Raw genomic sequence first — 20,903 nt, forward strand, 5'->3', positions numbered from 1 at the left:
GGCCACCGGAACGCCGCGTCCCACGTGACCGGGATCTCCTCCGGGGTCCGGACGGCCGGTCAAAGAATGCGCCAACGTCCGGCAAAGGGCGGCCCGGACAGCGCACCCCTGACCTCGCGGTCCTCCTGCCGTACACAAGTGGAGCCACCGGGTCCCGTCCGGGGTCACCACAGCGCCCCGCCCAGTTCATCTTCCGTTCATCCAGGTTGCCTACGTTCCACGAGCCAATGACGTCGAACGATTGCCTGGGTAAATGGAACACATCACGCTGCTGCTTGCGATTGTGGTCGTGACAGCTCTCGTGTTCGATTTCACGAACGGTTTCCACGACACCGCCAACGCGATGGCGACCACCATCTCGACCGGCGCGATGAAGCCCAAGTCAGCGGTGGCCATGTCCGCCGTTCTCAACCTGGTCGGCGCGTTCCTGTCCGTGGAGGTCGCCAAGACGATCTCCGGCGGGATCGTCGACGAAGACGGCATCAGAACCGAGGTCATCTTCGCGGCGCTCGTCGGCGCCATCCTGTGGAATCTCCTGACCTGGCTGCTGGGCCTGCCGTCCAGCTCCTCCCACGCTCTCTTCGGCGGTCTGATCGGCGCCGCCGTGATGTCGGCGGGATGGTCCTCGATCAACGGCGGCACCGTCGTCACCAAGGTGCTGCTCCCCGCGATCGCCGCCCCGCTGGTCGCGGGCATCGCCGCGATGCTGGCCACCCGGCTGACGTACCGGATCAACCGGAACGTGACCGACCCGAACCAGCGGAAGTCGACCGCCAGGGGCTACCGGGCCGGACAGATCGCCTCCGCCGGGCTCGTCTCGCTCGCCCACGGCACCAACGACGCCCAGAAGACGATGGGGATCATCACGCTGGCCCTGGTGACCAGCGGTGTCCTGGCCCCCGGCTCCAACCCGCCCCTGTGGGTCATCGTCTCCGCCGGTGTCGCCATCGCGCTCGGCACCTACCTCGGCGGCTGGCGCATCATCCGCACCATGGGCAAGGGCCTCACCGACCTCCAGCCGCCGCAGGGCTTCGCCGCTCAGACCAGCGCGGCCACCGTCATCCTGGCCTCCTCGCACCTTGGCTTCTCGCTCTCCACCACCCAGTCCTGCTCGGGTGCCGTGATGGGCGCGGGCCTCGGCCGCAAGGGCGGTGTCGTCCGCTGGTCCACCGCCACCCGGATGTTCGTCGCGTGGGGTCTCACGCTCCCGGCCGCGGGCCTGGTCGGTGCGGGCGCCGAGTTCCTGACCAAGCAGGGCCCCTGGGGTGTCGCGGCCACCGCGGTCATCCTGGTCGGCGGCTCCTTCGCCATCTGGGTGGCCTCGCGCCGCGAACCGGTCGACCACACCAACGTCAACGACACGGACGGCGGTGATGAGCCGCGGGGCGTCGTCACAACCGCCATGGCCGCCGTCGCCCCGCCCCCGGTGGGCGTCCCGGCCGCCGGCCTCACGACCACCATCCCGGCCCCGGCGTCGGCTCCCGACGACCAGGCCCGCCCGCCGGCCACGGTGTAAGGACAGATCCGCATGAAAATCGACTGGGCAGCACTCGCCTCCGTCTTCGGTGTCAGTCTCGTGGTCACCGTCGCTCTGGTCGGCGTCTTCACCCTGGGCATCGTCGCCCTGTCCAAGCTGTCGGCCCCGGCCGGTGACCGCGCCGGAGGCTCCGGCGGATCGGCCGTTGCGGCGCGCACCAGCGCGTACGCCTGCTTCGCGGCGTGCGTGGCGGCGGTCGCGTACGGGATCTACCTGATCGTGGCCTGACGCGCCGGCCGGCGCTCTCCCGCACGTCCTCCGGGCCGGGCACACCGCGTGTGTGCCCGGCCCGGTGTGCGTCCGCCCACACCGGTCCTCCGCAGGTCAACAGCAAGTTGACGGCTGTTCTCGCAGCGTGGTGGACTGCCGGAGCCATTACGGCGACAGCAGAGGAAGCCGGTGCGAATCCGGCGCGGTCCCGCCACTGTCACCGGGGAGCACTCCCCCACTCGGATGTCACGGCCCGTCGAGCACGGGCTGGAAGGCCGGGGGATGTGTGGATCCGGGAGCCAGGAGACTCTCGTCGCCGCTCTCGTCGAACCAGGGCGCGGACCCTGAGACAAGGACGTGACGCCATGCCGGGCCGCCGTGCGCCGCATTCCGTCCCCCCGGACCCCGGAACGCCCCGACCCGCGGCGGGCTGAGCCGTGCGGGCCGATCGCCTCTTCGCGTACGGCGCCACGGCCGGGATGATCGCGGACGCCCTGCTCGGCGACCCCCGGCGGGGCCACCCCGTCGCCGGGTTCGGCCGGGTAGCGGCGCGCGTGGAGTCGCTGCTGTGGCGCGACGACCGGGGCCGGGGCACCCTACACACCCTCGTATGCGCCGGAGGCGCCGTGGGGGCCGCCGCACTGGCCGCCCGCGCGGTGCGCGACCGTCCCGCGCTCGCCGTCGCGCTGACCGCCGCCACCACCTGGTCGGTGGTCGGCGGGACGTCGCTGGGCCGGGAGGCGCGGGCCGTCGGCGGTGCCCTGGCCGCCGGGGACCTGGAGGTGGCCCGGGAGCGGCTGCCGCATCTGTGCGGGCGCGATCCGCACGCCCTGGACGGCCCGGGGATCGCCCGCGCGGTGGTGGAGTCGGTCGCCGAGAACACCTCGGACGCCGTCGTCGGCGCGCTGGTGTGGGGCGCGGTCGGCGGGGTGCCGGGTCTCGTCGGCTTCCGGGCGGTGAACACGCTCGACGCGATGGTCGGCCACCTCTCGCCGCGGTACCGCCGCTACGGCTGGGCCTCGGCCCGTCTGGACGACCTGGCGGGGTGGCCCGGCGCCCGGCTGACCGCCGCGCTGGCGGTGGCGGGCGGCGGACGCCCGGCAAAGGCCCTACGCGCCTGGCGGGCGGACGCACACCGCCACCCGAGCCCGAACGCGGGGCCGGTGGAGGCCGCGTTCGCGGGGGCGCTGGGCGTACGGCTGGGAGGCACGCTGGCGTACGCGGGGCGGGTGGAGCACCGCCCCGTCCTCAACGGGGCGTCCGGCCGGCAGGTCCGCAGCGCCGACATCGAGCGGGCGGTGCGGCTCTCGCGGCGGGTGAGCGCGCTGGCCCTCGGGGTGTGCGTGGCGGGACGCCTGGCCGCCGGGCACCTGGCCGCGGCGCGGAAGCGGAGGCGGGCATGAGCGGCGTGAACGGCGGGGCCGGGCGGAGCCCGGTGCGGGAAGGGGAGCGGGCATGAGCGGTGGCGGGCTGCTGGTCGCGGGGACGACCTCGGACGCGGGCAAGAGCGTCGTCACGGCGGGTATCTGCCGCTGGCTGGTGCGCCGGGGCGTGAAGGTCGCGCCGTTCAAGGCGCAGAACATGTCCCTGAACTCCTTCGTCACCCGCGAGGGCGCGGAGATCGGGCGGGCCCAGGCCATGCAGGCGCAGGCCGCCCGGGTGGAGCCGACGGCCCTGATGAACCCGGTGCTGCTGAAGCCCGGGAGCGACCGCTCCAGCCAGGTCGTCCTGCTGGGCAGGCCGGTCGGCGAGATGAGCGCCCGCGGGTACCACGGGGGCCGTCAGGAGGCGCTGCTGGGGACGGTCACGGACTGCCTGGAGCAGCTGCGGTCGGCGTACGACGCGGTGATCTGCGAGGGCGCGGGGTCCCCGGCCGAGATCAACCTGCGCCGGACCGACATCGTGAACATGGGCATCGCGCGGGCCGCCCGCTTCCCCGTGCTGGTGGTCGGCGACATCGACCGGGGCGGGGTGTTCGCCTCGTTCTTCGGGACCACGGCGCTGCTGAGCGCCCAGGACCAGTCGTTGGTCGCGGGCTATCTGGTGAACAAGTTCCGGGGCGACGTCTCGCTGCTGGAGCCGGGGCTGGACATGCTGCGCGGGCTGACCGGGCGGCGTACGTACGGGGTGCTGCCGTACGCCCACGGACTCGGCATCGACGAGGAGGACGGCCTGCGGGTCTCCCTGCGGGGTGCGGTGCGGGAGTCGGTCGTGGCGCCGCCGCACGGTGAGGACGTGCTGCGGGTCGCGGTGTGCGCGGTGCCGCTGATGTCGAACTTCACGGACGTGGACGCGCTGGCCGCCGAACCGGGCGTGGTGGTGCGGTTCGTGGACCGGGCCGAGGAGCTGGCCGACGCGGACCTGGTCGTCGTGCCCGGGACGCGCGGCACGGTGCGGGCCCTGGCCTGGCTGCGGGAGCGGGGGCTGGCGGACGCGTTGGTGCGGCGGGCGGCACACGGGCGGCCGGTGCTGGGGATCTGCGGCGGGTTCCAGGTGCTCGGTGAGCGTATCGAGGACGAGGTGGAGTCGCGGGCGGGGGTCGTGGACGGGCTGGGGGTCCTTCCCGTACGCGTGCGCTTCGAGCGGGCCAAGACGCTGGCGCGGCCGGTGGGCCGGGCCCTGGGCGAGCCCGTGGAGGGGTACGAGATCCACCACGGGGTGGCCGACGTACGGGGCGGGGAGCCGTTCCTGGACGGGTGCCGGGTGGGGGCGGTGTGGGGGACGCACTGGCACGGGTCGCTGGAGAGCGACGCGTTCCGGCGGCGGTTCCTGGCGGAGGTGGCGCGGGCCGCCGGGCGGCGGTTCGTCCCGGCCCCGGACACCCGGTTCGGGGTGCTGCGGGAGGAACAGCTGGACCGGCTGGGCGATCTGGTGGAGGAGCACGCGGACACGGACGCCTTGTGGCGGCTGATCGAGGGCGGGGCGCCGGCCGGGCTGCCGTTCGTGCCGCCGGGGGCACCGCCCCTGCCGGAGAACGCCGGGAGACCCCGGGCGCCGGGGATTGCTGATGTTGACGTCAACGAGGAGGCCCAGTGAGTACGCCCTATCCCTTCACCGCGATCGTCGGACAGGACGACCTGCGGCTCGGGCTGTTGCTGAACGCCGTCAGTCCGGCGGTCGGCGGAGTGCTCGTGCGGGGCGAGAAGGGGACCGCCAAGTCCACCGCCGTGCGGGCACTGGCCGCGCTGATGCCCGAGGTGTCCGTCGTACCCGGGTGCCGGTTCTCCTGCGACCCGGCCGCGCCCGACCCGGCCTGTCCGGACGGGCCGCACGCGGCGGCGGCCGGGGTGTCGCGGGCCGCGCGGACCGTGGAACTGCCCGTCGGGGCGTCCGAGGACCGGCTCGTGGGGGCGCTGGACATCGAGCGGGCCCTGTCGGAGGGCGTGAAGGCGTTCGAGCCGGGGCTGCTGGCGGACGCGCACCGCGGGATCCTGTACGTCGACGAGGTCAACCTGCTCCACGACCACCTGGTGGACCTGCTGCTGGACGCGGCGGCCATGGGGGCCTCGTACGTCGAGCGGGAGGGCGTCTCCGTACGGCATGCGGCGCGGTTCCTGCTGGTGGGGACGATGAACCCGGAAGAGGGCGAGCTGCGGCCGCAGTTGCTGGACCGGTTCGGGCTGACCGTGGAGGTGGCCGCCTCCCGGGACACCGACGAGCGGGTGGAGGTCGTACGGCGGCGGCTCGCCTACGACGAGGACCCCGTGGGGTTCGCCGCGGGCTGGGCCGCGGAGGAGGGCGCGCTGCGCGAGCGGATCGCCGCCGCGCGCGCCCTGCTGCCCCATGTGGCGCTCGGTGACGGCGTGCTGCGGCAGATCGCCGCGACCTGCGCCGCGTTCGAGGTGGACGGGATGCGGGCCGACATCGTGATGGCCCGTACCGCGACCGCGCTGGCGGCCTGGGCGGGACGCGAGGAGGTCGCCGCCGACGACGTGCGGCGGGCCGCGCTGCTGGCCCTCCCCCACCGGCGCCGCCGCAACCCCTTCGACGCGCCCGGTCTGGACGAGGACAAGCTCGACCGGACGCTGGAGGAGTCCACCGGGGACCAGGGGCAGGACGGCGGTCCGGGCGACGACGACCCCGACCCCGGCCCGGACGGCGGGGGCGGCGGAGTGCCGCCGCAGGCCGACGGGGACCGTACGCCGCCGTCGGCACCGGAGCGTGAGGAGACGCCGTCGCAGGCTCCCGAAGGCACGCCCGGCCGGCCCGCCGGGGGCGAGCAGCGGCCGGTGGCGTCCGCCGAGCCGTTCCGTACGAAGGTGCTCAGCGTGCCGGGGCTCGGCGAGGGCGCGGCGGGGCGGCGCTCGCGGGCGCGCACCGAGCACGGGCGGACGACCGGCGCCCGCCGCCCGCGGGGGGCACTGACCAAGCTGCACCTGGCCGCGACCGTCCAGGCCGCCGCCCCGCACCAGCGGGTCCGCGGGCGGGCCGGGCGCGGGCTGGTGGTACGCCGGGACGATCTGCGGCAGGCGACCCGGGAGGGGCGGGAGGGCAACCTCGTGCTGTTCGTCGTGGACGCGTCGGGGTCGATGGCGGCGCGGCAGCGGATGAGCGCGGTCAAGGGGGCCGTGCTGTCGCTGCTGCTCGACGCCTACCAGCGGCGGGACAAGGTGGGGCTGGTCACCTTCCGGGGCCAGGAGGCCGAGGTGGCGCTGCCGCCGACCTCGTCCGTGGACGCGGCCGCGGCCCGGCTGGAGTCGCTGCCGACGGGCGGCCGTACGCCGCTGGCCGCCGGGCTGCTGAAGGCGCATGACGTGCTGCGGGTGGAGCGGCTGCGCGATCCGTCGCGGCGGCCGTTGCTCGTCGTCGTCACGGACGGGCGGGCGACCGGCGGTCCGGAGCCGGTGGCGCTCGCGGGGCGCGCGGCGCGGCTGCACCGGGCGGAGGGGACGGCCTCGGTCGTCGTGGACTGCGAGTCGGGGTACGTACGCCTCGGTCTCGCCGGGGAGCTGGCCCGGGAGCTGGGAGGCACGGCCGTGACGCTCGACGAGCTGCGGGCCGACTCGATCGCCGGGCTGGTCAAGGACGTCACCGCAGCCGGGAGGGCCGCTTGATGCCGCAGGGACAACCGATATCGGTGCCGGACGACGGGCTCACCACCCGTCAGCGTCGCAACCGGCCGCTGCTGTTCGTCCACACGGGCATCGGCAAGGGCAAGTCGACCGCCGCCTTCGGGCTCGCGCTGCGGGCCTGGAACCAGGGGTGGCCGATCGGGGTGTTCCAGTTCGTCAAGTCGGCGAAGTGGAAGGTCGGCGAGGAGAACGCGCTGAAGGTGCTGGGCGCGAGCGGCGAGGGCGGCAGCGTCGACTGGCACAAGATGGGCGAGGGGTGGTCCTGGGTCCAGCGGGACGGCCAGGTCGACAACGAGGAGAAGGCCCGCGAGGGCTGGGAGCAGGTCAAGCGGGACCTGGCGGCCCAGACGTACAAGCTGTACGTGCTGGACGAGTTCGCCTATCCGCTGCACTGGGGCTGGATCGACACCGACGAGGTGGTCGAGGTGATGCGGGACCGGCCGGGCACCCAGCATGTGGTGATCACCGGGCGCAACGCGCCGGACAAGCTCGTCGAGGCCGCCGATCTGGTGACCGACATGGCGAAGGTCAAGCACCCGATGGACGCGGGGCAGAAGGGCCAGAGGGGCATCGAGTGGTGAGTGTGCCCCGTCTGGTCATCGCCGCTCCGGCCTCCAACAGCGGCAAGACCACCGTCGCCACCGGTCTGATGGCCGCCTTCGCCGCGCGCGGGCTCGCCGTCTCGCCGCACAAGGTCGGCCCGGACTACATCGATCCGGGTTACCACTCCCTGGCGACGGGCCGCCCCGGCCGGAATCTCGACGCGTACATGTGCGGGACGGACCTGATCGCCCCGCTCTTCGCGCACGGGTCTGCGGGGTGCGACCTCGCCGTGGTCGAGGGCGTGATGGGGCTGTACGACGGTGCCTCGGGGCAGGGCGAACTGGCGTCGACCGCGCAGGTGGCCAAGCTGCTCAGGGCGCCGGTGGTGCTGGTGGTGGACGCGTCGTCGCAGTCCCGGTCGGTGGCGGCGCTGGTGCACGGGTTCGCCTCCTGGGACCCCCGGGTGCGGATCGGCGGGGTGATCCTCAACAAGGTCGCCTCCGACCGGCACGAGGCGCTGCTGCGGGACGCGCTGGACGAGTCGGGGCTGCCGGTGCTCGGGGTGATCCGGCGGGCGCCGCAGGTCGCGACGCCCTCGCGGCATCTGGGTCTGGTCCCGGTGGCCGAGCGGGGGACCGAGGCGGTGGACGCCGTACGGACCATGGGTGAACGGGTGCGCGCCGGGTGCGATCTGGAGGCGCTGCTAGCGCTGGCCCGGACGGCTCCCGCGCTGGCGGACGAGCCGTGGGAGCCCGCGTACGCCCCGGGGTCCGGTGCTGAGAAGCCCGTCGTCGCGGTGGCGGGCGGGGCGGCGTTCACCTTCGCCTACGCGGAGCACGCGGAGCTGCTGACGGCGGCCGGTGCGGAGGTGGTGGCCTTCGATCCGCTGCGGGACGAGAAGCTGCCGCCGGGGACGGCGGGGCTCGTGATCGGCGGCGGGTTCCCGGAGGTGTACGCCCCCGAGCTGTCGGCGAACGAGCCGCTGCGGCGGGCGGTGACGGAGCTGGCCCTGAGCGGCGCGCCGGTGGCCGCCGAGTGCGCGGGGCTACTGTATCTGGCCCGCGAGCTGGACGGGAAGCCGATGTGCGGGGTGCTGGACGCCGGGGCGCGGATGTCCGAGCGGCTGACGCTTGGCTACCGGCAGGCGGTGGCGGTCTCGGACAGCCCGCTGGCGGCGGCCGGGACCCGGACGCGGGGGCACGAGTTCCACCGGACGGTTCTGGAGCCGGGGGCGGGGGCGACACCCGCGTGGGGGATGCACCAGCCGGAGCGGCGGGTGGAGGGGTACGTCGAACGGGGCGTGCACGCCAGCTATCTGCACACCCACTGGGCGGCGTCACCCGGGGTGGCCCGGCGGTTCGTCGAGCACTGCCGGGCGCTTCCGGCGCGGTGAGCGACGGCGTGCGCGGCGCGGTGGGGCGTACGGGGCGTACGCGCGGCTCACTCCCCGATGCCGACGACCAGCCAGATGAAGCCCACGCCCCCGATGGTGCAGAGCAGGGTGGAGCGGGCGGGGTGGGTGTGGTGCGCCTCGGGCAGGATCTCCGCGGCGGCCAGGTAGAGCAGGGCCCCGCCGAAGAACCCGAGATAGCCGCCGAGCAGTTCCTCCGGAAGGGTGAACAGCAGCGTCGTCGCGGCCCCCACGACCGGGGCCACCGCGGCCGCGAACAGCATGAGGAGCGCCTTGCGGCGGGCGTTCCCGTACAGACTGGTGAGGGTGTACGTGTTGAACCCGTCGGCGAAGTCATGACTGATCACGGCCAGTGCGACGGCCACCCCCATGGAGCCGCTGACCTGGAAGGCGGCGCCGAGCGCGACGCCGTCCATCAGGCTGTGGCCGACCATCGCGGCGGCCGCCGTCAGCCCCACCTGCGGGACGCGTCCGCCGCCCGCCCCGTGCGCCACCTGGCGTCCGGCGAGCAACCGCTCGACCAGATGGGCCACCAGGAAGCCGCCGACGAACAGCAGCAGGGCGGCGGGCACGCCGAACACGAGCCCGCCCGCGGCCTCGATCGCCTCGGGCAGCAGGTCGAGGCCGACCACCCCGAGCATCAGGCCGCCCGCGAAGCCGAGCACCAGATGACGGCGGTCGGTGACGCGTTGGGCGACCCAGCCGCCGGCCAGGGTCATCAGGAACGCGCCGAGCGCGACGAACACCGCCATGGGGTCTTGCTAGCCGATCGGGCCCGCTTCCCGCATCTCAGGGTGTCCTTACCGGGCACGTACGCCGCCCGTGGCCCCAGCCGGACCGAACCGGCGGCCGCCCGGGTCCGTGACCGTATACGGAACGGTCCCGCCCCTCCCCCGTACCCAGGTGACCGTCCGACCTGAAAGGCAGGCCGCGCCCATGACAGGACTCCGCCGGTGACCGGCGCATCCACCGGCCCCGCACCGCGGTCCGGCGCCGACGCTCTGGTGGTGGGGGTCGGCGCCCGCCGCGGGGTGGCGGGCGAGGAGGTGTCCGCCCTGATCGAGGCGGTGCTGCGCGGTGCGGGGCTTTGCGCCGCGGACGTCGTGGAGCTGGCGACGGTGGAGGCGAAGGCGGGCGAGCCGGGGATCGTGGCGGCGGCGGCCCGGCTCGGGGTGCCGGTGCGGGCCCACCCGGCGCACGCCCTGGCGGCGGTACGGGTCCCGCACCCCTCGGGGACGGTGGGCGCGGCGGTCGGCACCCCGTCGGTGGCGGAGGCGGCGGCGCTGATCGACGCGGAGGAGCTGGTGGTGCCCAAGTCCCGTGCCGCGGGCGGGAGTACGGCGGCGGGGAAGTCCGCGGCGACCTGCGCGGTGGCCCGCCGGGCGCTTCGTCCCGCCGGGGCTCCTGGTGTTTCCGCCGGGAAAACTTCCACCTCACCGGTGACGCGAGGCCCCCGTCCGTTCACCATGGCTGCCATGACACCCCCCACGAACATCGAGAGCGCCGGGCCCGATCTGCGGCACCACGGCGACGCGGAGGTGCGCGGCGAGAATCTGACCGATCTCGCCGTGAACGTCCGCACCCACACCCCGCCGGACTGGCTGCGTACGCGGATAGCCGCGTCGCTGGCCTCGCTGGCGGCCTATCCGGACGGGTCCTCGGCGCGTGCCGCGGTCGCCGAGCGGCACGGGCTGCCGGTGGAGCGGGTCCTGCTGACGGCGGGCGCCGCCGAGGCGTTCGTCCTGATCGCACGGGCGCTCCCGGCCCGGTACCCGGTGGTCGTGCACCCGCAGTTCACCGAGCCGGAGGCGGCGTTGCGGGCAGCCGGGCACGGGGTGGGGCGGGTGTTGCTGCGCCCCGAGGACGGCTTCCGGCTCGATCCGGCGGCGGTGCCCGAGGAGGCGGACCTGGTGGTGGTCGGCAATCCGACGAACCCGACGTCGGTGCTGCACCCGGCGGCGCTGCTGGAGCGGCTGGCCAGACCCGGGCGGACCCTGGTGGTCGACGAGGCGTTCATGGACGTGGTGCCGGGCGAGCGCGAGGCACTGTGCGGGCGCACGGACCTCCCGGGGCTCGTGGTGCTGCGCAGCCTCACCAAGACGTGGGGGCTGGCCGGGCTGCGGATCGGTTACGTCCTGGCCGAGCCGGAGACCGTCGCCCTGCTCGCCGGCGCGCAGCCCCTGTGGCCGGTGTCGTCCCCGGCGCTGGCGGCGGCCCAGGCGTGCATGGAGCCGCGGGCGCTGGTGGAGGCGGCCGAGGCGGCCGACCGGATCGCGGTGGACCGGGCTCATCTGCTGGCCGGGCTGGCCGAGTTCAGCGAGGTGCGGGCGGTGGACGCGGCCCAGGGGCCGTTCGTGCTGGTGCGGCTGGAGCGGGCGGCCGAGGTGCGGGAGCGGCTGCGGCTGCTCGGGTTCGCGGCCCGGCGCGGGGACACGTTCCCCGGTCTCGGTCCGCAGTGGCTGCGGCTCGCGGTCCGCGACCGGGCCACGACCAATCGTTTCCTCCAGGCCCTGGACCAGGCGGTGCAGGCGCTGCCCGCGCGGTCCGGACGCTGAGGACCGCTCCCGCCCGGTCACGGGAGGCCCCCCGGACACCCTGAGCGGCCCCGGACGCCCCGGGGGGCGGCGTGCGCTCACAGCGCACACCGCCCCCCGGGCCCCCTTCCCCCTCCCCCGATGTCCCCCCTCTTCCCCCGTTCCCCTCCCCCGGCTTCGGTCAGCCCTGGCTGCTGCCGCGCCTGCGGGCCATCACCGTCGCGCCCGCGCCGACGGCGAGCAGCAGGGCCGCTCCACCGGCGATGTACGGGGTGGCGGAGCTGCCTCCGGTCTCGGCCAGGTTGGCCTCGGTGGGCGCGGGGCCGGTCTGGGTCGTCACCTCGCCGGTGGTGCCGCTCGGCTTCTCGGGCTGGGTGGGCTCAGCGGGCTCGGTGGGCTTCGCGGGCGTCTTCGGGGTCTCGCAGGTCGCTTCGGCGAGGGTGACCTCGCCCTCCACCTCGGCCACGTTGAGCTTGAGGGGGTTGACCGAGACCTTGAGCTGGAGCGCCGTCGCGGCGGCGGTGCGCTCGGTGGTCACCGTCTTGGAGAGGTCGAGGCCCACCTCGCCCACGCCCGGGACCGCGACCCGGGTGGGGCCGCCCGCGCTGAGCGTGACCTTCTTGCCGAGCACCGCGACGTGACCGAGCACGTTCGACTCGGCGACGGGTGCCTTGCCGACTTCGCAGACCGCCTTGGAGGTCACCTTCTCGACCTCGATGAGCGAGAGCAGCGGCAGTCCGGGCACATGGACGCGGGCCTTCGCCAGGTTGCTGTGCCCCTCCGCCTTGTGCTGGTCGACGGTGGCGTCCGCGGTGGCCACGTCGGCGCGCAGCACGCTGACCGGCCGCCCGCCCTCCACTCCGTCCAGGTTCACGCTGAGCGCGGTCTTCTCGGCGCTGGCCGGGGCCTGCACCTCGTTGAGCGCGACCTTGAGCGGCACCTGGACGGTCTTGTTGAGGAGTGAGACGTCGAGCCCGGTACGGAGCACGACCGCGCTCGCCCTGCCCTCGCCGCCGGTGGCGGGCGTCGCCGGGGCCGCGTGCGCGGGGACCGCGGCGAGCAGGGCGACCGGGGCGGCGGCGACCGCCAGGGCGGCGAGACGGAAGGTGTTGCTGTTCAAGATGGTGGAACCCCCACAAGAGACATGGAGCCACCGGCGCAGCCCAATGGGGGACATCGCCTGTGCCGGTGGCCTCGACTCCGTGAATCTTTACGCACTGAGGGTGAACTGGCGGACACCTGACGTGAGTTCACCCCAAAGGGGGGTTTCCGCGCGCATATTCGAATCTTTCGGCACGTGCGTTCCTCCCGCCCCGCCCGCGTCACCCGTTTCACCGAGCGTGAGCCGTACCGCGGGCAGGAGCGCCGGAGCGAGCGCGAAGGTGTTCCAACGATTCGGGGCCGTATCCGTCACCGCCCGTCAACCCCGCGCACCCGCCCCGGGCCCTCAGCCGACGACGCGTCCGTTCAGCACGATGTGGCGCGGGGCCGCCAGCACCCGGACGTCGGCGCGCGGGTCCGCCTCGTAGACGACCAGGTCCGCCGGGGCCCCCTCCTCCAGGCCCGGCCGGCCCAGCCAGCGCCTCGCCCCCCACGTGGTGGCGGACAGGGCCTCCCGGGGCGGAATGCCCGCCTTCACCAGCTCGGCGACCTCCCCCGCGACCAGGCCGTGCGCCAGCGAGCCGCCCGCGTCGGTGCCGACGTAGACCGGGATGCCCGCGTCGTAGGCGGAGCGGACGGTGTCGTAGCGGCGCTTGTACAGCTGGCGCATATGGGCCGACCAGCGGGGGAACTTGGCCTCGCCGCCCGCGGCGAGGTCGGGGAACGTGGCGATGTTCACCAGCGTCGGGACGATCGCGACGCCCCGTTCGGCGAAGAGCGGGACGGTCTCCTCGGTGAGGCCGGTGGCGTGCTCGACGCAGTCGATGCCCGCCTCCACCAGATCGCGCAGCGACTCCTCGGCGAAGCAGTGCGCGGTGACCCGGGCGCCTAGGCGGTGCGCCTCGGCGATGGCCGCCTCCACCTCGCCGCGCGGCCAGCAGGCGGTCAGGTCCCCGGCTGAGCGGTCGATCCAGTCCCCCACCAGCTTGACCCAGCCGTCTCCCCGCCGGGCCTCCCGGGCGACGTAGGCGACGAGGTCGCCGGGCTCGATCTCGTGGGCGTAGTTACGGATGTAGCGGCGGGTCCTGGCGATGTGGCGCCCGGCCCGGATGATCTTCGGCAGGTCCTCGCGGTCGTCGATCCAGCGGGTGTCGGAGGGTGATCCGGCGTCCCGGACGAGCAGGGTCCCGGCCTCCCGGTCGGTGATCGCCTGCCGCTCCGCGGTGGCCGCGTCGACCGGGCCGTGCCGGTCCAGCCCCACATGGCAGTGGGCGTCGACCAGGCCGGGCAGTACCCAGCCCGTGAGGGTCGCGGCGCTGTCCGCGTCCGGCGGCCGGTCGAAGGTGATCCGCCCGTCGACGGCCCACAGTTCCTCCCGCACCTCGTCCGGGCCGACGAGGACCCGGCCCTTCACCCGCAGCACCCGCTGCCGCCGATCGCCCGCCCGGCCGCTCACCCGATCACTCATGGACGGCACTGTACGAGGCCGTCGGTAGGCTGCGAGTGCCGAGAGACCGCCGACCGACCCCGGAGAGCACCACCGTGACGCACCCCTTCCTCGACCTCCCCCCGCTGACCGCCGCACGCTTCGCGGCCATCGAGCGGCGGGTGGCCGCCCTCCTCGCCACCGAGCAGGACGTTGTCATCACCCAGGGCGAGGCGCTGCTGCCCCTGGAGGGCTGCATCCGCGGCGGCGCGCGGCCCGGCTCGACCGCGCTGAACGTGGTCACGGGTCCCTACGGGCAGACCTTCGGCAACTGGCTGCGGGACTGCGGCGCCGAGGTCGTCGACCTCACCGTCCCCTTCCACACGGCGGTCACCGCCGACCAGGTCGCTGAGGCACTGGCCGCGCACCCGGAGATCGACTTCGTGTCCCTGGTGCACGCGGAGGCGGCGACCGGCAACACCAACCCGGTCGCGGAGATCGGCGAGGCGGTGCGGGCGCACGGGGCGCTGTTCATGCTGGACGCCGTCGCCTCGGTGGGCGCCGAGCCGCTGCTGCCGGACGCCTGGGGCGTGGACCTGTGCGTGATCGGCGCGCAGAAGGCGATGGGCGGTCCGGCGGGGGTGTCGGCGGTGTCGGTGAGCGAGCGGGCCTGGGAGCGGATCGCCGCCAACCCGGCCGCGCCGCGCCGCTCGTACCTCTCGCTGCTGGACTGGAAGGAGCGCTGGATCGACGCCGGCCGCACGGCCCTGCCGCACGCCCCGGCGCAGTTGGAGATGCTGGGCCTGGAAGCCTGTGTGGAGCGGATCGAGGCGGCGGGGCTGGAGACGGTGATGGCCCGGCATGCCGCGGCGGCCGCCGCGACCCGGGCCGGTGCGGTGGCGCTGGGGGGCGGTCTGGGGCCGTACGTCCACGACGTACGGGACGCGGCTCCGGTGGCGACGACGCTGCGCGCCCCGGCGGGGACCGACGCCGCCGCGCTGGTCGCGCGGGCGCTGGCGACGGAGCCCTCGCTGCCGCTGGTCGCAGGTGGCGGGGCGCTGTCGAAGGAGATGATCCGGGTCAACCACTACGGGGCGGACGCGACGCGGGGCGCGGTGCTCGCTTCGCTCGCCGCTCTGGGAGCGGCGCTGGGTGAGGCGGGGCTGCGGGTCGATGTCGATGCTGCCCGGCGGGCGGTGTCGGAAACCTGGCCGGGCGCCTGAATCAACCCGGAGAATTCACCGTGCGGGAAATGACTTTATTCGAAATAGCTTCCCGCATTCTTTTGCCCGTTATTCTCTTCCCCAAACACACAAGTTCTCACGGACCCCGGACTCCATGATTCGGGCAGGTCTCACAAGAGTTACGGGCTTGTGACCGAATACACACGGGCAGCGTTATGACCGTTATGTGATGGTCAAAAACCAACAAAACGCCGACATTTCGCGCGAACGAGCGCGCCCGCCTGATAACACACCAGGACCCGCCACCCAACCCTTCGCACCGATGCAATTTACAAATTTGCTCGGTAAATTCACTTCACATGACCGCCGCACCAGCAGAATTTGCCCGTGCCCGAAGCGAATTTCTCAGCATCGACACCCCACGAGTGGAGGACGGAGCCGCGATCTGGCGCATCGCCCGCGACTCCGAGGTCCTGGACCTCAACTCCTCGTACAGCTACCTGCTGTGGTGTCGCGATTTCGCCGCGACGTCCGCCGTCGCCCGGGGCGAGGACGGCGAGCCGATCGCCTTCGTGACGGGCTACCTCCGGCCCGACCGCCCGCAGACCCTCGTCGTCTGGCAGGTGGCCGTCGACCGGGAGCACCGCGGCAAGGGACTGGCCGCCACCCTGCTGGACGCGCTGACCGCCCGGGTCGCCGCCGACCAGGGGCTGGTGTCCGTCGAGACGACCATCACCCCGGACAACACCGCCTCCGACCGGCTGTTCACCTCCTACGCGCAGCGCCACGACGTCGGCCTGGAGCAGGAGGTGCTCTTCGACGGCGGGCTGTTCCCCGAGGGGACCCACCTGTCGGAGGTCCTCTACCGGATCGGCCCGTTCGCCACCTGAGCCGCCCGGCCCGGCGTACCCACCCGTACGCCCGGTCCCCACGACTTTTCGCGCCGGACGGCCATCCGGCGCGGTCCCGGCCCGCCCCGACCGGACCGGGAGCACCGACCACCGCCCGTCACACCCCCTCACGCAGGAGATCCGCTGTGACCATCACCCCGCCCGCACTGAGCGTCTTCGAGACCCTGGAGTCCGAGGTCCGCAGTTACTGCCGCGGCTGGCCCGCCGTCTTCGACCGCGCGCAGGGAGCCCGCCTCACCGACGAGGACGGCCACTCCTACCTGGACTTCTTCGCCGGAGCGGGCTCGCTGAACTACGGCCACAACAACCCGGTGCTGAAACGCGCGCTGATCGACTACATCGAGCGCGACGGCATCACCCACGGCCTGGACATGGCGACCACCGCGAAGCGCGCCTTCCTGGAGACGTTCCAGAACGTGATCCTGCGCCCGCGCGACCTGCCGTACAAGGTGATGTTCCCGGGCCCGACGGGCACCAACGCCGTGGAGTCGGCGCTGAAGCTGGCCCGTAAGGTCAAGGGCCGCGAGGCCGTCGTCTCGTTCACCAACGCCTTCCACGGCATGTCGCTGGGCTCGCTGGCCGTCACCGGCAACGCCTTCAAGCGCGCCGGTGCGGGCATCCCGCTGGTGCACGGCACGCCCATGCCGTTCGACAACTACTTCGACGGCACGGTCCCGGACTTCCTGTGGTTCGAGCGGCTCCTGGAGGACCAGGGCTCGGGGCTGAACAAGCCCGCCGCCGTGATCGTGGAGACGGTCCAGGGCGAGGGCGGCATCAACGTCGCCCGCGCCGAGTGGCTGCGCGCCCTCCAGGACCTGTGCCACCGCCAGGACATGCTGCTGATCGTCGACGACATCCAGATGGGCTGCGGCCGTACCGGCGGCTTCTTCTCCTTCGAGGAGGCCGGGATGACCCCGGACATCGTCACCCTCTCGAAGTCCATCAGCGGATACGGTCTGCCGATGTCGCTCTGCCTGTTCAAGCCGGAGCTGGACATCTGGGAGCCGGGCGAGCACAACGGCACCTTCCGCGGCAACAACCCGGCGTTCGTCACGGCCGCCGCCGCGCTCCAGGCCTACTGGGCCGACGGTCAGATGGAGAAGCAGACCCTGGCCCGCGGCGAGCAGGTCGAGCAGACGCTGCTGGCCATCTGCGCCGAGGAGGCGACCGCGAGCTTCCGCGGCCGCGGCCTGGTGTGGGGCATGGAGTTCGAGGACAAGGCGCGCGCCTCGGCGGTCTGCGCCCGCGCCTTCGAACTGGGGCTGCTGTTGGAGACCTCCGGTCCGCAGAGCGAGGTCGTCAAGCTGCTGCCGCCGCTGACCATCACCCCCGAAGAGCTGGACGAGGGCCTGCGCACGCTGGCCCGCTGCGTACGCGAGACGGCCTGACCCGGCATTCCCCGGGCAGGCGTCAGGAGAGGCCCCGGGCCCGCGCGGCCCGGGGCGATGCAGAGAGAAAGGCAACCGCTCACCGTGATCGTCCGATCGTTCAAGGACATCGAGAACACCGACCGGCACGTCAAGGCCGCGTCCGGCACCTGGGAGAGCAAGCGCATCGTGCTCGCCAAGGAGAAGGTCGGCTTCTCGCTCCACGAGACCGTGCTGTACGCGGGCACGGAGACCTCGATGTGGTACGCGAACCACATCGAGGCGGTCCTCTGCACCGAGGGCGAGGCCGAACTCACCAATGACGAGACCGGCGAGAAGCACTGGATCACCCCCGGCACGATGTACCTGCTGGACGGGCACGAGCGGCACACGATGCGGCCGAAGACGGACTTCCGCTGCGTGTGCGTGTTCAACCCGCCGGTCACCGGACGGGAAGACCATGACGAGAACGGTGTCTACCCATTGCTGACCGAGGAGGGCTGAACCATGACCACCGAAGTACGCGCCGATCTGTACCCCTCGCGCGGCGCCGCCGAGATGACCACTCCCCGCCAGGACCCGGTCATCTGGTCCGCGCCGGGCGCACCGGGTCCGATCGCCGCCATGGAGCTCCAGGGCTACGAGCACGACGGTTTCCTCACCGTCGACCAGCTCATCGACCCGGACGAGGTCGCCGCCTACCGGGCGGAGCTGGACCGGCTGGTCACCGACCCGCTGATCCGTGCCGACGAGCGCTCCATCGTGGAGAAGCAGACGCAGAACGTACGGTCCGTCTTCGAGGTCCACAAGATCAGCGAGGTCTTCGCCGGTCTGGTCCGCGACGAGCGGGTGGTGGGCCGGGCCCGCCAGATCCTCGGCTCGGACGTCTACGTCCACCAGTCCCGGATCAACGTGAAGCCGGGCTTCGGCGCGTCGGGCTTCTACTGGCACTCGGACTTCGAGACCTGGCACGCGGAGGACGGTCTGCCGAACATGCGGACGGTGTCCGTGTCGATCGCGCTGACCGAGAACTTCGACACCAACGGCGGGCTGATGATCATGCCCGGTTCGCACAAGTCGTTCCTCGGCTGTGCGGGCGAGACGCCGAAGGACAACTACAAGCAGTCGCTCCAGATGCAGGACGCGGGCACCCCGTCCGACGAGGCGCTGACGAAGATGGCCGACCGGCACGGCATCAGGCTGTTCACCGGCCGGGCCGGCTCGGCGACCTGGTTCGACTGCAACGCCATGCACGGCTCGGGCGACAACATCACCCCGTACGCGCGCAGCAACGTCTTCATCGTCTTCAACAGCGTGGAGAACGAGGCGCAGGAGCCGTTCGCGGCTCCGATCCGCCGCCCCGAGTTCATCGGGGCGCGGGACTTCACCCCGGTGAGGTAGCGGGACGCGCCGCAGGTGAGGGGCCCGGGACGGTACGCCGTCCCGGGCCCCTCACGCGTAACTCGGTGGACCGGGGCCGGGGGCCGAGGGGAAGGTGGCGGCCATGACTTCCCACGTACGCCACATCACGATCGACTGCGCCGACGCCCACCGGCTCGGCACCTTCTGGTCCCGGGTGCTCGGCGCCCCGCTCGCGGACGACGACTTCCCCGGCGACCCGGAGGCGCTGCTCGACACGCCCGGTGCGGCGATCCTGTTCGTCCAGGGGCCCGACGCGAAGGCCGTCAAGAACCGGGTGCACCTCGATGTCCAGCCGCGGGACCGCTCCCGGGACGAGGAGGTCGAGCGGCTGCTGGCGCTCGGGGCCACCCTGGTCGGCGACCACCGCAGGCCGAACGGGCGGGGGTGGGTGACGCTCGCGGACCCGGAGGGCAACGAGTTCTGCGTGGAGTGCTCCGCCGCCGAGCGGGCCGCGCTGACCGGGACCCGGCTGCCGGTGACCGCCGACGACGTGACGGCCGCCGTACGGCTCGCGGTGGACGCGCTGGGCGGGGCCCCGGCGGAGGGCTGGGAGCGGCCCGCGGGGAGCCTGACGTGGAGTTGCTGGGAGACCGCGGAGCACCTGAGCGACGATCTGTTCGCCTACGCCGTGCAGCTGGGTCCCCGTACGCCGCCGCTGGAGCGTGAGGTGCCCTACCGGTGGGTGCCCGCGCGGCCGGGCGGGCCGCACAACGCGGTCTTCGCCGACCGCGCGGCCGGGCCCGCCGGGCTGCTGGCCACGCTGGAGGCGAGCGGGGCACTGCTCGCCTCCATGGTGCGCACCACGCCGTCCGGGGTCCGCTCGTACCACGGTCACGGGGTCTCCGACCCGGAGGGCTTCGCCGCGATGGGGGTGGTGGAGACCCTGGTGCACACCCATGACCTCGCGGCGGGGCTGGGGCTGGCGTGGTCGCCGCCCGCCGCGCTGTGCGACCGGGCGCTGGCCCGGCTCTTCCCCGAGGCCCCGGCGGGCGGCGACCGGTGGGCGGTCCTGCTGTGGGCCACCGGCCGCGCGGAGCTGCCGGACCGCCCGCGCCGCACCGGGTGGCGGTGGGACGGGCGGCCTCCGGCGGAGCGTCAGACCGCTTCCAGCGCCGGGTAGTCGGTGTAGCCCCTGGTGTCGCCGCCGAAGAAGGTCGAGGGGTCCGGGGTGTTGAACGGTCCGCCCGCCTTCAGCCGCTCGGGCAGGTCCGGGTTGGCGAGGAAGAGCGCTCCGTAGGAGATCAGGTCGGCCACGCCGTCGTCGATCACCGTGTGGTCGTCGGGTCCGGTCACGCCCTCGGTGTACACGTTGATCATGAGCGTCCCGGAGAAGGCCTTGCGCAGGCCGAGGGTCAGCTCGCGCATCGGGACGGCCTCCAGCACGTGCAGATAGGCGAGGCCGAGCGGCTCGATCTCCCGGACGAGCGCGGTGTACGCGGCTTCCGGCGCGGGCTCGTCGATGTCGTTGTACGGGTTGCCGGGCGAGATCCGCAGGGCGGTGCGGTCCGGCCCGATCTCGGCGGCGACCGCCTTGACCACCTCGACGGCGAAGCGGATGCGGGCCTCGTCGGAGCCGCCCCACGCGTCGGTCCGCCGGTTGGTGCCCGGGGCGAGGAACTGGTGGATGAGATAGCCGTTGGCGCCGTGCAGTTCCACCCCGTCGAACCCGGCGTCCACGGCGTTGCGCGCGGCGGCGGCGAAGTCGGCGACGGTCGCGCGGATCTCGGCGTCGGTCAGCTCGCGCGGCTCGACGAAGTCCTTGGGCCCCTCGGCGGTGTAGACCTGGCCCGTCGCCCTGACCGGGGAGGCGCTGACCGGGACGAGTCCCTCCGGCAGGAGGCTCGGATGGCCGATGCGGCCCGCGTGCATGACCTGGGCGAAGATCCGGCCGCCCTTCGCGTGCACCGCGTCGGTGACCGTACGCCAGGAGGCGACCTGCTCGGCGCTGTGCAGACCGGGGGTGGCGGGGTAGCCCTGGCCCACGGCGGAGGGCTGGATGCCCTCGGTGATGACGAGACCCGCCGAGGCGCGCTGCGCGTAGTACGTGGCGGTCAGCTCGGTGGCGGTGCCGCCGTCGCCCGCCCGGCTGCGGGTCATCGGGGCCAGCGCGATGCGGTTGGCGAGCGGGGTGCCGGACAGGTCGATCGGATCGAACGCGGTGGTCATAGGGGCTCCCGTAACAAGG

18 protein-coding genes and 1 riboswitch are annotated in these 20,903 nt (G+C 73.5%); of the genes, 14 read left to right on the plus strand and 4 right to left on the minus strand.

Going from position 1 to position 20,903, the window contains the following annotated elements; all coding sequences use genetic code 11:
* Nucleotides 1–253 precede the first annotated feature (253 nt).
* The 7 genes from ACIRRU_RS27985 (at nucleotide 254) to ACIRRU_RS28015 (ending at nucleotide 8,755) form a co-directional block, all read left to right on the plus strand.
* Nucleotides 254–1,516 (plus strand): anion permease, encoded by a 1,263-nt coding sequence (locus ACIRRU_RS27985; protein WP_403685082.1) that lies wholly within the window; start codon nucleotides 254–256, stop codon nucleotides 1,514–1,516.
* Nucleotides 1,517–1,528: 12 nt separating this feature from the next.
* The gene (locus ACIRRU_RS27990) at nucleotides 1,529–1,765 is read left to right on the plus strand and encodes a hypothetical protein (protein ID WP_403685084.1); all 237 of its coding nucleotides are present in this window, start codon (nucleotides 1,529–1,531) and stop codon (nucleotides 1,763–1,765) included.
* A 160-nt stretch (nucleotides 1,766–1,925) separates the two neighbouring features.
* A riboswitch (cobalamin riboswitch) is annotated at nucleotides 1,926–2,057 on the plus strand.
* Between the two features lie 127 nt (nucleotides 2,058–2,184).
* A complete protein-coding gene (locus ACIRRU_RS27995) occupies nucleotides 2,185–3,150 on the plus strand; it encodes a cobalamin biosynthesis protein (protein WP_403685086.1) in 966 nt (321 codons plus the stop codon).
* A gap of 52 nt (nucleotides 3,151–3,202) precedes the next feature.
* A complete protein-coding gene (locus ACIRRU_RS28000; RefSeq protein WP_403685087.1) occupies nucleotides 3,203–4,783 on the plus strand; it encodes a cobyric acid synthase in 1,581 nt (526 codons plus the stop codon).
* Nucleotides 4,780–6,801, plus strand: coding sequence for a putative cobaltochelatase (locus tag ACIRRU_RS28005; protein WP_403685089.1), 2,022 nt, complete (start codon nucleotides 4,780–4,782; stop codon nucleotides 6,799–6,801). The genes ACIRRU_RS28000 and ACIRRU_RS28005 overlap by 4 nt, the downstream gene beginning before the upstream one ends.
* On the plus strand, nucleotides 6,801–7,400 hold the full coding sequence (gene cobO, locus ACIRRU_RS28010; protein WP_363203281.1) for a cob(I)yrinic acid a,c-diamide adenosyltransferase: 600 nt from the start codon (nucleotides 6,801–6,803) through the stop codon (nucleotides 7,398–7,400). The genes ACIRRU_RS28005 and cobO overlap by 1 nt, the downstream gene beginning before the upstream one ends.
* Nucleotides 7,394–8,755 (plus strand): cobyrinate a,c-diamide synthase, encoded by a 1,362-nt coding sequence (locus ACIRRU_RS28015; RefSeq protein ID WP_403685091.1) that lies wholly within the window; start codon nucleotides 7,394–7,396, stop codon nucleotides 8,753–8,755. Before cobO ends, ACIRRU_RS28015 begins: the two co-directional genes overlap by 7 nt.
* 47 nt (nucleotides 8,756–8,802) lie before the next feature.
* Here ACIRRU_RS28015 and ACIRRU_RS28020 read toward each other — a convergent pair whose 3' ends face one another.
* Nucleotides 8,803–9,525 (minus strand): ZIP family metal transporter, encoded by a 723-nt coding sequence (locus ACIRRU_RS28020; protein WP_403685093.1) that lies wholly within the window; start codon nucleotides 9,523–9,525, stop codon nucleotides 8,803–8,805.
* 201 nt (nucleotides 9,526–9,726) lie between these two features.
* Here ACIRRU_RS28020 and cobC point away from each other — a divergent pair, with 201 nt between their 5' ends.
* Nucleotides 9,727–11,328 carry an Rv2231c family pyridoxal phosphate-dependent protein CobC gene (cobC, locus tag ACIRRU_RS28025; protein WP_403685095.1) on the plus strand — a complete coding sequence of 534 codons (1,602 nt, stop codon included), beginning with the start codon at nucleotides 9,727–9,729 and terminating at the stop codon, nucleotides 11,326–11,328.
* Between the two features lie 160 nt (nucleotides 11,329–11,488).
* Here cobC and ACIRRU_RS28030 read toward each other — a convergent pair whose 3' ends face one another.
* Together ACIRRU_RS28030 and ACIRRU_RS28035 are read right to left on the minus strand one after the other, a co-directional pair.
* On the minus strand, nucleotides 11,489–12,427 hold the full coding sequence (locus ACIRRU_RS28030; protein WP_403685096.1) for an SCO1860 family LAETG-anchored protein: 939 nt from the start codon (nucleotides 12,425–12,427) through the stop codon (nucleotides 11,489–11,491).
* A gap of 327 nt (nucleotides 12,428–12,754) precedes the next feature.
* Entirely contained in the window at nucleotides 12,755–13,876 is a 1,122-nt protein-coding gene (locus tag ACIRRU_RS28035) for an amidohydrolase family protein (protein ID WP_403685098.1), read from the minus strand.
* Between the two features lie 74 nt (nucleotides 13,877–13,950).
* Between ACIRRU_RS28035 and ACIRRU_RS28040 the strand changes: the two genes are divergently transcribed.
* From ACIRRU_RS28040 to ACIRRU_RS28065, 6 genes are all read left to right on the plus strand, one after another.
* Nucleotides 13,951–15,057, plus strand: a complete 1,107-nt coding sequence (locus ACIRRU_RS28040) for a pyridoxal-phosphate-dependent aminotransferase family protein (protein WP_403685099.1) — start codon at nucleotides 13,951–13,953, stop codon at nucleotides 15,055–15,057.
* A 320-nt stretch (nucleotides 15,058–15,377) separates the two neighbouring features.
* Nucleotides 15,378–15,908 (plus strand): diaminobutyrate acetyltransferase, encoded by a 531-nt coding sequence (gene ectA, locus ACIRRU_RS28045; RefSeq protein ID WP_403685100.1) that lies wholly within the window; start codon nucleotides 15,378–15,380, stop codon nucleotides 15,906–15,908.
* Between the two features lie 146 nt (nucleotides 15,909–16,054).
* A complete protein-coding gene (gene ectB / locus ACIRRU_RS28050) occupies nucleotides 16,055–17,317 on the plus strand; it encodes a diaminobutyrate--2-oxoglutarate transaminase (protein ID WP_403685101.1) in 1,263 nt (420 codons plus the stop codon).
* An 84-nt stretch (nucleotides 17,318–17,401) separates the two neighbouring features.
* Nucleotides 17,402–17,800 carry an ectoine synthase gene (locus tag ACIRRU_RS28055; protein WP_096628138.1) on the plus strand — a complete coding sequence of 133 codons (399 nt, stop codon included), beginning with the start codon at nucleotides 17,402–17,404 and terminating at the stop codon, nucleotides 17,798–17,800.
* Between the two features lie 3 nt (nucleotides 17,801–17,803).
* Nucleotides 17,804–18,697 carry an ectoine hydroxylase gene (gene thpD / locus ACIRRU_RS28060; protein ID WP_363203272.1) on the plus strand — a complete coding sequence of 298 codons (894 nt, stop codon included), beginning with the start codon at nucleotides 17,804–17,806 and terminating at the stop codon, nucleotides 18,695–18,697.
* A 103-nt stretch (nucleotides 18,698–18,800) separates the two neighbouring features.
* Nucleotides 18,801–19,838 (plus strand): VOC family protein, encoded by a 1,038-nt coding sequence (locus ACIRRU_RS28065; protein WP_403685104.1) that lies wholly within the window; start codon nucleotides 18,801–18,803, stop codon nucleotides 19,836–19,838.
* On the opposite strand, the gene ACIRRU_RS28070 is transcribed toward ACIRRU_RS28065, so the two are convergent.
* On the minus strand, nucleotides 19,814–20,884 hold the full coding sequence (locus ACIRRU_RS28070; protein ID WP_403685105.1) for an alkene reductase: 1,071 nt from the start codon (nucleotides 20,882–20,884) through the stop codon (nucleotides 19,814–19,816). The two genes, ACIRRU_RS28065 and ACIRRU_RS28070, sit on opposite strands and share 25 nt — an antisense overlap.
* Between the last annotated feature and the right edge of the window lie 19 nt (nucleotides 20,885–20,903).

The sequence above is a fragment of the Streptomyces sp. NPDC101181 genome, assembly GCF_044767975.1.
In the GTDB taxonomy this organism is placed as follows: Bacteria; Actinomycetota; Actinomycetes; order Streptomycetales; family Streptomycetaceae; genus Streptomyces.